Origin of the sequence: Aeromonas media (assembly GCF_020423125.1) — a bacterium.
Taxonomy (GTDB): Bacteria; Pseudomonadota; Gammaproteobacteria; order Enterobacterales; family Aeromonadaceae; genus Aeromonas; species Aeromonas media.
Window position 1 is genome coordinate 2,478,605 of record NZ_CP075564.1, and the last position, 14,526, is coordinate 2,493,130.

11 protein-coding genes are annotated in these 14,526 nt (G+C 62.1%); 2 read left to right on the forward strand and 9 right to left on the reverse strand.

Annotation, left to right across the window (positions count from 1 at the left end; translation table 11 throughout):
* Nucleotides 1-51: 51 nt before the first annotated feature.
* Both miaE and KI797_RS11390 read right to left on the reverse strand, forming a co-directional pair.
* Complete coding sequence (miaE, locus tag KI797_RS11385) at nucleotides 52-810, reverse strand: tRNA isopentenyl-2-thiomethyl-A-37 hydroxylase MiaE (RefSeq protein WP_043131987.1); 759 nt, start codon at nucleotides 808-810, stop codon at nucleotides 52-54.
* Between the two features lie 128 nt (nucleotides 811-938).
* Nucleotides 939-1,952: a LacI family DNA-binding transcriptional regulator gene (locus KI797_RS11390; RefSeq protein ID WP_319003217.1), complete on the reverse strand. Its 1,014-nt coding sequence runs from the start codon at nucleotides 1,950-1,952 to the stop codon at nucleotides 939-941.
* A gap of 249 nt (nucleotides 1,953-2,201) precedes the next feature.
* On the opposite strand from KI797_RS11390, the gene ascF reads away from it, so the two are divergent.
* Nucleotides 2,202-3,656, forward strand: a complete 1,455-nt coding sequence (gene ascF, locus KI797_RS11395; RefSeq protein ID WP_226169387.1) for a PTS cellobiose/arbutin/salicin transporter subunit IIBC — start codon at nucleotides 2,202-2,204, stop codon at nucleotides 3,654-3,656.
* Nucleotides 3,657-3,689: 33 nt separating this feature from the next.
* Nucleotides 3,690-5,120: a 6-phospho-beta-glucosidase gene (locus KI797_RS11400; RefSeq protein ID WP_161507260.1), complete on the forward strand. Its 1,431-nt coding sequence runs from the start codon at nucleotides 3,690-3,692 to the stop codon at nucleotides 5,118-5,120.
* Nucleotides 5,121-5,226: 106 nt separating this feature from the next.
* Here the strand turns inward: KI797_RS11400 and purF are convergent, their stop codons facing one another.
* The 7 genes from purF to lrp form a co-directional block, all read right to left on the reverse strand.
* Complete coding sequence (purF, locus tag KI797_RS11405; RefSeq protein ID WP_005325371.1) at nucleotides 5,227-6,747, reverse strand: amidophosphoribosyltransferase; 1,521 nt, start codon at nucleotides 6,745-6,747, stop codon at nucleotides 5,227-5,229.
* 18 nt (nucleotides 6,748-6,765) lie between these two features.
* Entirely contained in the window at nucleotides 6,766-7,257 is a 492-nt protein-coding gene (locus tag KI797_RS11410; protein ID WP_005325372.1) for a CvpA family protein, read from the reverse strand.
* Nucleotides 7,258-7,445: 188 nt separating this feature from the next.
* Nucleotides 7,446-8,741, reverse strand: a complete 1,296-nt coding sequence (serS, locus tag KI797_RS11415) for a serine--tRNA ligase (protein ID WP_226169388.1) — start codon at nucleotides 8,739-8,741, stop codon at nucleotides 7,446-7,448.
* Between the two features lie 288 nt (nucleotides 8,742-9,029).
* Nucleotides 9,030-10,367, reverse strand: a complete 1,338-nt coding sequence (locus KI797_RS11420; protein ID WP_226169389.1) for a replication-associated recombination protein A — start codon at nucleotides 10,365-10,367, stop codon at nucleotides 9,030-9,032.
* Between the two features lie 150 nt (nucleotides 10,368-10,517).
* On the reverse strand, nucleotides 10,518-11,126 hold the full coding sequence (lolA, locus tag KI797_RS11425; RefSeq protein ID WP_182310588.1) for an outer membrane lipoprotein chaperone LolA: 609 nt from the start codon (nucleotides 11,124-11,126) through the stop codon (nucleotides 10,518-10,520).
* A gap of 69 nt (nucleotides 11,127-11,195) precedes the next feature.
* On the reverse strand, nucleotides 11,196-13,700 hold the full coding sequence (locus KI797_RS11430) for a DNA translocase FtsK (RefSeq protein ID WP_041205892.1): 2,505 nt from the start codon (nucleotides 13,698-13,700) through the stop codon (nucleotides 11,196-11,198).
* 192 nt (nucleotides 13,701-13,892) lie between these two features.
* Nucleotides 13,893-14,384: a leucine-responsive transcriptional regulator Lrp gene (lrp, locus tag KI797_RS11435; protein WP_005300047.1), complete on the reverse strand. Its 492-nt coding sequence runs from the start codon at nucleotides 14,382-14,384 to the stop codon at nucleotides 13,893-13,895.
* Nucleotides 14,385-14,526: the final 142 nt, after the last annotated feature.

The following is a 14,526-nucleotide window of genomic DNA, read 5'->3' on the forward strand; positions in this document are numbered from 1 at the left end:
ATTGCGTCGCTCGTAGTAGGAACACCGAGATAGTAGGCAGCCCCTTTGGGCTCAACAACTGTCAGATCTGACAGGCAGGCCGCTATGGAACCTGAATTGCGGGTCCGGTGAGCAGATAAGCTCGGCCTCGAGACGACCAAAGAAGGCGATCCGCTCGCTGATATCCTCCCCGGCATATTGCTCAGCCAGTGCCAGATAGTCCTGGTAGTGGCGCGCCTCCGATCGCAGCAGGGAGACATAGAAGCGGCCCAGCTCCTCGTCAAGGTGAGGGGCAATCTTCGCAAAGCGCTCGCAGGAGCGCGCCTCTATGTAGGCGCCGATGATCATCTTGTCCACCACGGCCGCCGGCTCGTAGGTGCGCACGTGGGCCAGCAGGCTGCGGGCATAGCGGGAGGCGGTGACGGGGCCGTAGGGGATGCCGCGGGCCTGCATGATCTCCAGCACCTGCTCGAAGTGGTGCAGCTCCTCCTGAATGAGCCGCACCATGGGGAACAGCAGGGGATTGCGTTCGAGCTCGGCGAACACGCTTCTGTCGGACTCGCCCATGGTGCGTTTGCCGAGGATCTCGGCCTTCTCGGGGATGGCGTCCAGCTCACGGTAAAATTCGAGCTTGGGCAGCAGGTGCCGCTTCTCCTTGGGCAGGCAGTAGCGGCGCACCAGGCTGTGGGCCGTCAGGGCGGCCTTGTTCTCGCAGTTGGCGTGATCGATGAGCAGGGTCGGCAACTGGGCGGGGTCCCGCGCCATCTCCACCCACTCATCCGGGGTCTCGCAATACAGGAACTGGCGAACGGGGGCTAGCAGGTCATCCATTTGAACTCTTGTACTCTCTGGTTGGTCTTGATTGGCATATTTTGATGCGGCTTGATACGGCGGGCGAAGCCCGCGAAGGGGGCCCATGCTAACGGATCCCGCCCCGCCTGCCCAGCACAGAGGCAGCCTCACTCCAGCAGGCGTTTGAGGGAATCGCGCCGGACCAGCTTGCCACTGAAAGAGGGCAGCGCCTCGGGCTCCCCCTCCTCCACAATGGTGATCAGCCGGCTGATGGTCTCCTGGATCATCTCGGTCACCGGCATCTTGACGCTGGCCAGCGACGGAATGACGTAGGGAGCCAGGGCGATGTCGTCGAACCCCACCACGGAGACCTGCTCCGGCACCGACACGCCGCACTCGTGCAACTGCTTGATGGCACCGATCGCCATGTCATCATTGCTGGCGATCAGGGCAGTGAAGCTCATCCCGCGCGCCAGCAGGGTCGAGACGGCGGCCGCGCCGCAGGCGGGCGTCCACTTGCCGGGGGCGATCAGCGCCTCTTGCACGGGAATACCGTGCAGAGCAAGGGCCTCGCGGTAGCCGACGAGGCGCTCCATGCCGGTGGGGGAATCCGCCGAGCCCGTGATGAAGGCGATGTCGCTGTGCCCCATCCCGACCAGCCTCTCCACCACGGCCGCGGCAGCAGCCTGCTGATCGGAGTAGACGCAGTGCGCCGGGTGGCGCCGCAGCCGCCGGTTGAGCACCATGATGGGCTGGGAGTGCTGCTCGATGAGCTCGTCCATCTCCTCGACGCTGAGAAAACGCGGGTAGATGATGACGCCGTCACAGCGGGAGTCGAGCAGGTACTGGATGGCCTGTCGCTCCTCCTCGGCGCTGTGCTTGCCGTCGGCCAGGATCAGCTGGCGGCCCCGATCTTCGGTCAGCCGCGCCGCGTGGGAGAGCAGCTCGCTGAAATAGACGCCGTGATAGAGGGTGTTGGTCACCACCAAGCCCAGAGTCTGGGTGTTTTTGGTGGCCAGCTGCCTGGCCAGCAGGTTGGGGCGATAGCCGCTCTCCTCTATGGCCTGGAACACCCGATCCCGGGTCTCCTGACTGGTATAACCATTGCCCGACAGTACCCGGGAGACAGTCGCCTTCGACACCCCTGCCCGCTTCGCCACCTCCAGCATAGTCGTCATCATCTTCCCCTCTTCTCGACGGGCCGCAGTGTACTGCACGGGACCCGCTTGTGCTAACGAGAATGGGCGCAGCCCCCCCTTTCAGTGATCCCATTCACGCTTCTGCACAATGGCGGTGCGACCGTCTTGTCTGTGAGTATGAAACTGAGCATGCTGTGTGGAACCGGTTCCACAATGCAGTTTCATTCCCGTCCTTCCCGTCGTCAATGACAGGGTTCGACAGGCCTCATTTGGTAAAAAGGATACGATTAGATGTCAAAGAACTACGCGGCCCTGGCCGGCAAGGTCATCACGGCCCTCGGCGGAACCGGCAACATAATCGCCGTGACCCACTGCATGACGCGCCTACGCTTCGTGCTGCAAGACCCCACCCAGGTGGACAGTCCAATGCTCAAGGCCACTGCCGGGGTACTTGGGGTGGTCAGCAGTGATAACCAGTGCCAGGTGATCATCGGCAACATGGTCTCCCACGCCTATCGCGAGGTGCTTGCCCAGTTGCCGGAAGGCGCACAGGGAGACGTGCCAGCGGCCAAGCCAGGTTTCAGCCTGCGCCGCATGGGCGCCGCCATCCTCGACGCCCTGATCGGCACCATGTCGCCGCTCATCCCGGCCATCATCGGTGGCTCCATGCTCAAGCTGCTGGCCATGGTGCTGGAGATGACCGGCGTGCTGGAGAAAGGTTCCTCGACCCTCACCATACTCGCGGTGGCCGGTGACGGCGCTTTCTTCTTCCTGCCCCTGATGGTGGCCGCCTCCGCCGCCGTCAAGTTCAAGACCAATATGTCGCTCGCCATCGCCATCGCCGGCGTGCTGGTGCACCCCAGCTTCATCGAGCTGATGGCCAGGGCCGCCGAGGGTGAACAGGTGACCTTCGCCCTGATCCCGGTCACCGCGGTGAAATACACCTACACAGTGATCCCGGCCCTGGTGATGACCTGGTGCCTCTCCTACATAGAGCGCTGGATCGATCGCATCACCCCGGCGGTGACCAAGAACTTCTTGAAGCCCATGCTGATAGTGCTGATTGCGGCGCCGCTCGCCATCCTGCTCATTGGCCCCATCGGCATCTGGATTGGCACCGCCATCTCGGGCCTGGTCTACACGGTCCACGACTACCTGGGCTGGCTGTCGGTGGCCATCATGGGCGCGCTCTGGCCTCTGCTGGTGATGACCGGCATGCACCGCGTCTTCACCCCGACCATCATTCAGACCATCGCCGAGACCGGCAAGGAAGGCATGGTGATGCCCTCTGAGATAGGCGCTAACCTCTCCCTCGGCGGCTCTTCCCTGGCCGTCGCCTGGCGCACCAAAAACCCCGAGCTGCGCCAGACTGCACTGGCGGCGGCCGCCTCCGCCATCATGGCGGGGATCTCCGAACCTGCCCTCTACGGCGTCGCCCTGCGATTGAAGCGCCCCCTCATCGCCAGCCTCATCAGCGGTTTCATCTGCGGCGCCGTCGCGGGCATGGCCGGGCTCGCCAGCCACTCCATGGCGGCCCCCGGGCTCTTCACCAGCGTGCAGTTCTTCGATCCGGCCAACCCCATAAGCATCGCCTGGGTGTTCGCCGTGATGGCGCTCTCCGTGGTGCTCTCCTTCGTGCTGACCCTGGTGATGGGCTTTGAAGACATACCGGTGCAGGAGCAGGCTTCCCAGACGCCAGCCCGGGCCGACGCGGCCATGCCGGGCCAGCCGGCCACCAGCCTGTGAATTCATATCATCCGACATGACAAGAGGTAACCGATGTCGATAACCAGATTTCCCCAGGATTTCCTCTGGGGCGGCGCCCTGGCCGCCAACCAGGCGGAAGGCGGCCATCGCGAGGGGGGCAAGGGGCTGACCACGGTCGACATGATCCCCCATGGCGCCAACCGCATGGCGGTCAAGCTTGGCCAGGAGAAGCGCTTCACCCTGCGGGATGACGAGTTCTACCCAAGCCACGAGGCCATTGATTTCTACCACCGCTACAAGGAAGACATCGCCCTGATGGCAGAGATGGGCTTCACCGTGTTTCGCACCTCCATCGCCTGGAGCCGGCTCTACCCGAGGGGTGACGAGCAAGAAGCCAACCCCGAGGGCATCGCCTTCTACCGGGCGCTGTTCGAGGAGTGCAGAAAGTACAACATCGAGCCCCTGGTGACCCTGTGCCACTTCGACGTGCCCATGCACCTGGTGGTGGAGTACGGCTCCTGGCGCAACCGCCAGATGGTGGACTTTTTCACCCGCTATGCCCGCACCTGCTTCGAGCAATTCGACGGCCTGGTGAAGTACTGGCTCACCTTCAACGAGATCAACATACTGCTGCACAGCCCCTTCTCCGGGGCGGGGCTGGTGTTTGAGGAAGGGGAGCACCAGGAGCAGGTCAAATACCAGGCGGCCCACCACGAGCTGGTCGCGAGCGCCCTGGTGACCCAAATTGCCCACGAGGTGAACCCGGCCAACCAGGTGGGCTGCATGCTGGCGGGGGGCAGCTTCTACCCCTACTCCTGCAAGCCGGAAGATGTCTGGGCCGCGCTGCAAAAGGAGCGGGAGAACCTGCTGTTCATCGACGTGCAGGCGAGAGGCGCCTACCCGGCCTATGCCGCCCGGGTGTTTCGCGAGAAGGGGATCCGGCTCGTCAAGGCGCCGGAGGATGACGAGGTTCTGAAGCACACCGTCGATTTCGTCTCTTTCAGCTACTACGCCTCCCGCTGCGCCTCGGCCGACATGAATGCGGGCAACACCAGCGCCGCCAACGTTGTCAAGTCCCTGCGAAATCCCCACATCGAGGTGAGCCAGTGGGGCTGGGGCATAGACCCCCTCGGCCTTCGCATCACCATGAACAGCCTGTACGATCGCTACCAGAAGCCGCTGTTCCTGGTGGAGAACGGCCTGGGGGCCATGGACGAGATCAACGCCGATGGCGAGATAGTGGACGACTATCGCATCGACTACCTGCGCGCGCACATCCGCGCCATGGGGGATGCCATCGAAGACGGCGTGCCGCTCTTGGGCTACACCAGCTGGGGCTGCATCGATCTGGTCTCCGCCTCCACCGGCGAGATGAGCAAGCGCTACGGCTTCGTCCATGTGGACAGGGACGATGCCGGCCAGGGCACCCTGGCGCGCAGGCGCAAGAAGTCGTTCTGGTGGTACCAGAAGGTCATCGCCAGCAACGGGGAAGATCTGGCATGACGAGGGCCGCCCCGCAGACGAAGGGGCGGCTTGCGGCAGGGACAAAAACAGAGATGGGGGCCTGGGCCCCCATCTCTGTGTCATGTCGACGACAGTCAGAAAACGTTTAACTGCCTTCGTTGAAGATCTCCAGGTTGCTGGTCCCTTCCTGCCACTCGCGCACCGCCTTGTTGTCGTCGCTGCGCAGGGCGTTCAGGTGGTCCAGATAACCCTGATCCACGTCCGAGGTCACGTAGTGGCCATTGAACACCGAGGTCTCGAAGTGGCGCAGCTCGGGGTTGATCTCCCGCACCGCCTCTTCCAGATCTTCCAGATCCTGGAAGATCAGGCCATCGGCGCCGATCAGCTTGCACACCTCTTCCACTTCACGGCCGTGGGCGATCAGCTCGTTGGCGGTCGGCATGTCGATGCCGTAGACGTTGGGGAAGCGGATTTCCGGTGCCGCCGAGGCGAAGTAGACCTTGGCCGCCCCTGCTTCACGGGCCATCTGGATGATCTGCTCGGAAGTGGTGCCACGGACGATGGAGTCATCCACCAGCAACACCTTCTTGCCCTTGAATTCAGAGCTGATGGCGTTGAGCTTGCGACGCACCGACTTCTTGCGCTGGGTCTGTCCCGGCATGATGAAGGTACGACCTATGTAGCGGTTCTTCACGAAGCCCTGGCGGTAAGGCAGGCCCAGGGTATGGGCGATTTCCAGCGCCACGTCACAGGAGGTCTCGGGGATGGGGATGACCACGTCCACGTCGAGATCTTCCCACTCCCGTGCAATCTTCTTGCCCAGCTTGCGGCCCATGTTGAGACGGGCGGCATAGACGGAGACCTTGTCGATGCACGAATCGGGGCGGGCGAAGTAGACGTACTCGAAGATGCAGGAGCTCATCTGCGGGTTTTCCGCACACTGCTCGGAGAAGAGCTGGCCCTGCTCTGTGATGTAGATGGCCTCGCCCGGAGCGACGTCACGCACCGTCTCGAAACCGATGGCGTCAAGCGCCACGCTCTCGGAGGCGAGCATGTACTCCACCTGGCCCTGCTCGTCAGCGCGACGACCCAGGATCAGCGGGCGGATGCCGTTGGGATCGCGGAAGCCGATGAGACCGTGGCCAATCACCAGCGAGACCACCGCATAGGCGCCGCGGATCTGCTGGTGCACCTTGCGCACCGCAGAGAAGATGTCTTCCGGCCGCAGCGCCATCTTGTCGCACAGATCCAGCTCGTGGGCCAGCACGTTCAGCAGCACTTCCGAATCGGAGGTGGTATTGATGTGGCGGCGGGCCACCTTGAACTGCTGCTCCTTGAGATCCTTGGCGTTGGTGAGGTTGCCATTATGGGCCAGCACCATGCCGTAGGGAGAGTTCACGTAAAAGGGTTGGGCTTCAGCGGCACTGGAGCTGCCTGCGGTGGGATATCTGACATGTCCTATGCCGATATGCCCCTTCAGTCGCTGCATGTGGCGCACTTCAAACACATCCTTCACCAGGCCGTTGGCCTTGCGTTGCCGGAAGTTTCCACTGTCAATGGTCACGATCCCGGCGGCATCCTGTCCCCTGTGCTGCAACACCGTCAAGGCGTCGTAGAGGGCCTGATTGACGGGGGTGGTGCCAACTATACCGACAATACCGCACATGTCTTTGCTACCTCGAAGTCACTGTACCTGTTGAAGAAAACTGGACGAGTTCAGCATGAACCCGAAAAACCACTGGATCACCGGCTTGAACTCGGGAACCAGTTTGGACGCCACCCACCAGTCGCTCTGGGAGAGGCTGGTGAAGGTATCCATGAAAAACAGCAGGGCACTGACGATCAGTACCCCGCGAATGGCGCCAAAACAGACCCCCAACACTCTGTCGGTGCCGGAAAGTCCCGTCTTTTCCACCAGCAGGCCCACCACGTAGTTGACCACGCTCCCCAGGATCAGGGTCGCCACGAACAGGGCGGCGATGGCGAGGCCGTTGCGCACCATGGCGTCGGAGAAAGAGGTGAAGTAGACGGCGAGATCCGGATAGAAATGGCTGGCAATGAAAAAGGCGACGAACCAGGTGACGAGGGACATGGCTTCCTTCAGGAAGCCGCGCACCAGGCTGATGAGGGCAGAGAAACCGACGATGCCGATGATGGCGTAATCAATCCAGACCATAGAAAAAGATGTCCTGCGAAATTGCGGCGCAGTCTAACAAAAACGATTGCGCAATGCTTGATAAAAATGTGTTAAAGGTTCAACTGAGCGCCGAAAGAGACCACTCTCGTCCCCTGCCGAGAGGGCGACTGGCGCCCAAATGCACAACGCCATGGCATGGCCATGGCGTTGTGCTGAGCAAGGGGGACTTAGCCGATGTGAGTCAGGCCGCCCATGTAGGATTGCAGCGCCGCCGGGATGGCGATGCGGCCGTCTTCCTGCTGGTAGTTCTCGATCACCGCCACCAGGGTGCGCCCTACCGCCAGGCCGGAGCCGTTCAGGGTGTGCAGCAGTTGCGGCTTGCCGTCGACACGCACACGGGCCTGCATGCGGCGCGCCTGGAAGTCGGTGCAGTTGGAGACGGACGAGATCTCGCGGTAGGTATTTTGGGCCGGCAGCCACACTTCCAGATCGTAGGTCTTGGCGGCGCAGAAGCCCATGTCACCGGTACAGAGCGCCATCACGCGATACGGCAGCTCCAGCAGTTGCAGCACCTTCTCGGCGTGACCCACCATCTCTTCCAGCGCATCCCAGGACTTCTCCGGGTGCACCAGCTGGACCATCTCGACCTTGTCGAACTGGTGCATGCGGATGAGGCCGCGGGTGTCACGGCCATAAGAGCCGGCTTCGGAGCGGAAGCAGGGGCTGTGGGCGGTCATCTTGATGGGCAGTTCCTGCTCGTCGAAGATCTCGTCGCGGGCCATGTTGGTGAGCGGCACTTCGGAGGTAGGAATGAGGGAGAACTTGCGCACCTTGCCTTCGTCTTCCCCTTCGCCCTCGATACCTGTGTTGAACAGGTCCTGGGAGAATTTCGGCAGTTGGCCGGTGCCGTACAGGCTGTCCGGGTTCACCAGATAGGGCACGTAGCATTCGGTGTAGCCGTGCTGCAGGGTGTGCAGGTCCAGCATGAACTGCGCCAGCGCGCGGTGCAGGCGGGCAATCTGACCCTTCATCACCACAAAACGGGCACCGGAGAGCTTGACGCCGTTCTTGAAGTCCACGCCCTTGGCCGCTTCACCCAGATCGATGTGATCGCGCACTGGGAAGCTGAACTCGCGCGGGGTGCCCCAGCGGCGTACTTCCACGTTGTCGTTCTCGTCGCGGCCCACCGGGGTGGTGTCGCTCGGCAGGTTGGGGATGGCGTCTGAGATGGCCTTGATGTCGGCCAGCAGGGTCTCGAGCGCGACCTTGCTGGTCTCCAGCTCGTCGTTGATATTGGTCACTTCGGCCTTGAGCGGAGCCACATCTTCGCCGCGACGGGCAGCCTCACCGATGGACTTGGAGCGGGCGTTGCGCTCGGCCTGCAGCTCCTGGGTACGGGACTGCAGATCCTTGCGTTTCTCTTCCAGAGCATTGACAGCCGCTACGTCCAGCGCGTAGCCACGTGTCGCCAGACGAGCGGCAGCTTCTTCGATATCGCTGCGCAGATATTTGGGATCCAGCATGGTTTACCTACTTTTTTTAATGGGATCTGGGCCTGGGTCATCCGCCCTGGCGAGAAAACAGATCCGGAAGTTAACGTCGGTTGGCGCACCCCTATGTCTTCGGAATCGGGCCTTCTAAATCAAGAAGATGGTGCAAGGCCAAGACAAGCGGGGTCAGAGGGGCAGTGTAGCAGACCGCCCCCCCGCCCGAACAGGGCGTATTGCTGTCGTTTTTGCCAAGTTTGACGGCATCGGCAGGCTTATCTTCGCCGATCCGAGGGATCGCCATGCTGCCCGGACAACGTGCCTTTACTTGTCTCTTTGACGCGGGCTCTGCCGGTCCAGATCGCGCAGGTAATCGAGCTTCTGGGCGATCTGCTTCTCGAGGCCCCGATCGGTGGGCTGGTAGTAGTGCTTGCCGGCCAATTCTGGCGGGAAGTACTCCTCGCCGGCGGCATAGGCGCCGGGCTCGTCGTGGGCGTAGCGGTACTCGGCGCCATAGCCGAGCTCGCTCATCAGCTTGGTGGGGGCGTTGCGCAGGTGCGGCGGCACCTCGAAGTCCGGCAGGTTTTTGGCGTCATTGAGCGCCGCCTTCCAGGCGGTGTAGACCGCATTGCTCTTGGGGGCGCAGGCGAGGTAGACGATGGCCTGGGCGATGGCCCGCTCCCCTTCCGCCGGACCGATGCGGTGGAAGCAGTCCCAGGCAGACAGCGCCACCTGCATGGCACGGGGATCGGCATTGCCCACATCTTCCGAGGCAATGGCCAGCAAACGGCGGGCGATATAGAGGGGATCGCAACCGGCACTCACCATGCGGGCATACCAGTAGAGGGCCGCATCCGGCGCCGAGCCGCGAATGGACTTGTGCACCGCCGAGATGAGGTCGTAGAAGTGATCCCCGCCCTTGTCGAAGCGCGCCACATGCTCCCCCACCACGGCGGCGAGCAGGGCGCTGTCGATCACCCTCTCCCCTGCCCCATTACTCTCGGCCATGTCGGCCAGCAGCTCCAGGTAGTTGAGGGACTTGCGCCCGTCCCCATCCACGGCTTTGGCCAGCGCCGCTTTGACGCCGGGGGCAAAGGTGAGGCTGGGGTCATTGAGGCCACGGGGGTCTGTCATCGCCTGATCGATCATGGCGAGGATGTCCTCCTCCTCCAGCCGTTTGAGCAGGTAGACCCGGGCCCGGGAGAGCAGTGCGTTGTTGAGTTCGAACGAGGGATTTTCGGTGGTGGCGCCGATGAAGGTGATGGTGCCGTCTTCGATGTGGGGCAGGAACACATCCTGCTGGCTCTTGTTGAAGCGGTGCACCTCGTCCACGAAGAGGATGGTACGCACCCCGCGCCAGCTGTTCTCCTTCGCCTTGTCGATGGCGGCGCGGATCTCCTTGATGCCGGAGGTGACCGCGGAGAGCCGCTCCACCTCGGCCTGGCAGTAGTGGGCCATCAGCTCGGCCAGCGTGGTCTTGCCGGTGCCGGGCGGTCCCCACAGGATCATGGAGTGGCAGTGCCCCGCCAGGATCGCCTTGCGCAGGGGCTTGTCAGCCCCCAGGATGTGCTGCTGGCCTATGTACTGATCCAGGTTCTGCGGCCGCATCCTGGCCGCCAGCGGACGAAAGTCCGACGAGAAATCCAGCGACAAGTTGCTCATCTGTATTGACCGTTCAGTATCACGCATACCGCCATGGAAAAACGGTCCGACGAGAAATTCAATAAGAGGTTACTCATCTGTTGACCCCCTGCGTCACGCCCACCGCCGTTGACAGACGCACTGACGAAAAATCCAGCGACCGCCTGCTCATCAGCGCTGATCGTCCAGCGCGACCCCCGCAGGCGTCTTGAACACGAACTCGTTGCCCTTGAGCACCGGCTTGCGGTTGAAGCTGCTCAAGGTGAATTCGCTCCACTGCCCCTGCGCCTCTTTCACGTCGAACCGGCTGATGTTGTTCTGACGGTCGAAGGTGATGCGGAAGGAGGCGATCAGCTCGTCCTTGTTGCGGCTGGTGACGGTGTAGACATCCCCTTCCTGGGTCACGTCGTAGTGCTTCCAGAGCCCGACATCGTTGCCGGCGATGAGCACGAAGGGGGTGTTGAGCACCGCATCCTTCATCTTGAGGGCGGTGACCTGCTCGACGAAGGGGTCATAGACCCACACATCCTTGCCGTCCGCCACGATAAGGCTCTCGTCCGGGGCAGTGGTGTGCCAGTTGAAGCGGTTGGGGCGCTGCACCAGCAGGGTGCCGCTCGCCTTCTGCAGCTCCTTGCCCTTGCTGTCATAGACGGTCTGGGCAAACTTGGCCGAAAACAGGCTGACGCCCGTCAGCTTCTGCTTGAGATCGCTGGCCGCATCGGCCCACACCTGGCTGCTGGCAAGCAACAGTACAGAACCCATCAATAATGCTTTTTTCATCGCGATTCCCGTTGAAGAGGGTCAGATAAAAGGCCATGTCCGCAGACATGGCCAGGATGATATGAAGGCTTAATCACGCACCGGGGGCGGTGCCAGCACGTCGCGCTGGCCGTTGCCCCCCGGAGAGCTGACGATGCCCTGGTTTTCCATCTGCTCGATGAGACGGGCCGCCCGGTTGTAACCAATCTTGAACTTGCGCTGCACGCTGGAGGTTGAGCCACGGCGGGATTCCACCACGAAGGCGACCGCCTCGTCGAACAGGGGATCCAGCTCCTCGTCACCACCGCCGCCGTACTCGCCGCCACCGCCCTCGCCATCCGACTCACCGGAGAGGATCTCCTCGATGTAGTTCGGCTCGCCGCGCAGTTTCCAGTCCGCCACCACCTTGTGCACCTCGTGATCATCGACGAAGGCGCCGTGGACCCGGGTCGGGTTGGAGGTGCCGGCGGGCATGTAGAGCATGTCCCCCATGCCGAGCAGGGATTCGGCGCCGCCCTGATCCAGGATGGTGCGCGAGTCAATCTTGCTCGACACCTGGAAAGAGATCCGGGTCGGGATGTTGGCCTTGATGAGGCCGGTGATGACATCCACAGAAGGGCGCTGGGTCGCGAGAATGAGGTGAATACCGGCTGCCCGCGCCTTCTGGGCGATACGGGCAATCAGCTCTTCCACCTTCTTGCCGACGATCATCATCATGTCGGCGAACTCGTCCACCACCACCACGATGTGGGGCAGTTTTTCCAGCTCAGGCGGCATCTGATCCATGGAGTCACCCGGACGCCACAAGGGATCCCGCAGGGGCTCGCCCTCGGCGGCCGCGGCCAGCACCTTGTCGTTGTAACCCTTGAGGTTGCGCACCCCGACCGCGGACATCAGCTTGTAGCGACGCTCCATCTCGCCGACGCACCAGCGCAGGGCGTTGGCGGCGTCCTTCATGTCGGTGACCACCTCGGTCAGCAGATGGGGGATACCTTCGTAGACCGAGAGCTCCAGCATCTTGGGGTCGATCATGATGAAGCGCAGATCGTCCGGCGTCGACTTGTAGAGCATGGAGATGATCATGGTGTTGACCCCCACCGACTTGCCCGAGCCCGTGGTACCGGCCACCAGCAGGTGGGGCATCTTGGCCAGGTTCACCACCACGGGTTCCCCCGCGATGTCCTGCCCCAGCCCCATGGTCAGCGGATTGTGACTGCCAGAGAAGGCCTCGCAGTCCAGGGTCTCACGCAGGTAGACGGTCTGACGCACCCGGTTGGGCAGCTCGATGCCAACAAAGGTCTTGCCCGGGATCACCTCCACCACCCGCACACTGCTGGCGGAGAGGGAACGGGCGAGATCCCGGGAGAGATTGGTGATCTTGCTCGCCTTCATGCCCGGCGCCAGATCCAGTTCGAAGCGGGTGATGACGGGGCCCGGATAGACGCCGACCACCTTGGCCTGCACGTTGTAGTCGGCGAGTTTCGCCTCCACCAGCCGGCCCATGCGGTCCAGCTCGTCCTTGCTCATCATCTGGGTCTTGGCGGGCGGGCGGTCGAGCAGCTCTATGCTCGGCAGCGGCGCCATGGCGGGCTGGGGGCGACGCTTGGGCTTGACCGGTGCGGCCACCGCAGGCGCGGCAGCCTCCTCCCCTTCCGCCCAGGGCAGATCGAGTTCGTCATCCCCGTCATCGGCCAGGGCCGGCTGACGGCGGGCATTGGCAACGGCGGCGCGCTTGGGTCTGGCCACGGGCGCCGGCTCGTCCTCTTCATCATCGAATTGCGGATCGAACTGGAAGGTGTCGTCATCGAGCTCCGGCAGCCATTCGTCAGATTTTGACTTCTGGCTCCCCTTGGCCTTGGGGTTGCGCGTCCAGCTGCTATGGGGCTCGTCCTCTTCGTCGTCGAGATCGAGAGCGCCCACGCCCCCTTCCAGCAGGGGATCCGGCCCCTCAAAACGGGGCTGGCGCCAGCCGCCGGTGAGCCAGCGGCCCAGGGTTGTCGGGAAATGGTAGATGGCGCTGACGCTGCCGGTGCAGGTGGCACCGATCCGCTCGACTATGGTGAGCCAGGACCAGCCGGTGAACAGGGTGATGCCGGTGGCCACGAAGCAGAGCAGCATCAGGTTGGCCCCGACGCCGCCAAAGAGGGGCACCACGGCGGAGGCGATCACGTCCCCCACCAGGCCGCCTGCGGAGAAATTCTGCAAGTCATTGAAGTTCATGCTGGCGATGGCGGACATGCCGAGCACCGTCAGGACAAAGCCGATGATGCGCACCGACAGGGTGAGATAGTCCACCTCCAGCAGCCGGCTCGGGCGCCAGAACAGGCTCCAGCCGAGCAGAACCACCAGGGGAGGCACCAGATAGGAGAAGGCCCCGAAGGTGAACATGGTGATGTCGGCGAGCCAGGCACCGGCGCTGCCCGCCAGGTTCTTCACCTCTCCCTGCCAGGAGGTCTGGGACCAACCGGGATCGGCGGGATGGTAGGTCAACAGGGCAAGCAAGAGATAGGCAGCCATCAGCGTGATGGCGATCAAGACGGCCTCGAAGATCCGTTGCGTACCTGACAAAGGAGTAAACAGCTTTTTATCGGCCAAACTCCGGCTCCTTTCTGAAAACATGTAATGCGGGGATAGGGGGCCTAGTATCCCTGAAAAGCCCACCGATTGTCAGCCAGTGCCTGAGGGCGGGGCCATGAATACAGTAATAAGAAGAAACGAGCGGACCGGCCGCTCGTTTCTGACTATCGTGACTCGTCGTGGTGCATGCAAGTCACAGCACAATCCCGCTTATCGGGTGCTGATCACCAGACGACTGCTCTGCTTGACCTCTTCCATCACCACATAGGTGCGAGTGTCATTGACGCCGGGCAGACGCAGCAGGGTTTCCCCCAGCAGGCGGCGGTAGGCCGACATGTCGCTGACGCGGGTCTTGAGCAGATAGTCGAAATCACCTGACACCAGATGGCACTCCTGGATCTCTTCGAGCACCTGAACAGCCTTGTTGAACTGTTCGAACACGTCGGGGGCGCCACGATTGAGGGTAATTTCCACGAACACCAGCAGAGACGCATCCAGATAATGAGGGTTCAGAATAGCGGCATATCCTTCGATATAGCCTTGACGCTCGAGGCGACGAACCCGTTCCAGACACGGTGTGGGACTCAGGCCAACTCGTTTGGACAACTCAACGTTCGAAATCCTGCCATCCTTTTGCAGTTCATTCAGAATGTTGCGGTCAATCCTGTCCAAATCCTTTAGCCGACTCTTAGCTTCCATCATTTAATTCCATCCTTTGGCTATTTTTTGGTAAGAATCACCAGTCATTTTATAATAATGGTCACAAATCCTGTCAATACCTGAATATACTAGGCGCAAATGTTGCTTAACATCTGGGCAACATAAACCACCAATCGATAGACGA

Bases quoted from the DNA above. Each gene is read 5' to 3' on its own strand.
- miaE (WP_043131987.1), bottom strand. From the start codon at position 810: ATGGATGACCTGCTAGCCCCCGTTCGCCAGTTCCTGTATTGCGAGACC.
- KI797_RS11390 (WP_319003217.1), bottom strand. From the start codon at position 1,952: ATGATGACGACTATGCTGGAGGTGGCGAAGCGGGCAGGGGTGTCGAAG.
- ascF (WP_226169387.1), top strand. From the start codon at position 2,202: ATGTCAAAGAACTACGCGGCCCTGGCCGGCAAGGTCATCACGGCCCTC.
- KI797_RS11400 (WP_161507260.1), top strand. From the start codon at position 3,690: ATGTCGATAACCAGATTTCCCCAGGATTTCCTCTGGGGCGGCGCCCTG.
- purF (WP_005325371.1), bottom strand. From the start codon at position 6,747: ATGTGCGGTATTGTCGGTATAGTTGGCACCACCCCCGTCAATCAGGCC.
- KI797_RS11410 (WP_005325372.1), bottom strand. From the start codon at position 7,257: ATGGTCTGGATTGATTACGCCATCATCGGCATCGTCGGTTTCTCTGCC.
- serS (WP_226169388.1), bottom strand. From the start codon at position 8,741: ATGCTGGATCCCAAATATCTGCGCAGCGATATCGAAGAAGCTGCCGCT.
- KI797_RS11420 (WP_226169389.1), bottom strand. From the start codon at position 10,367: ATGAGCAACTTGTCGCTGGATTTCTCGTCGGACTTTCGTCCGCTGGCG.
- lolA (WP_182310588.1), bottom strand. From the start codon at position 11,126: ATGAAAAAAGCATTATTGATGGGTTCTGTACTGTTGCTTGCCAGCAGC.
- lrp (WP_005300047.1), bottom strand. From the start codon at position 14,384: ATGATGGAAGCTAAGAGTCGGCTAAAGGATTTGGACAGGATTGACCGC.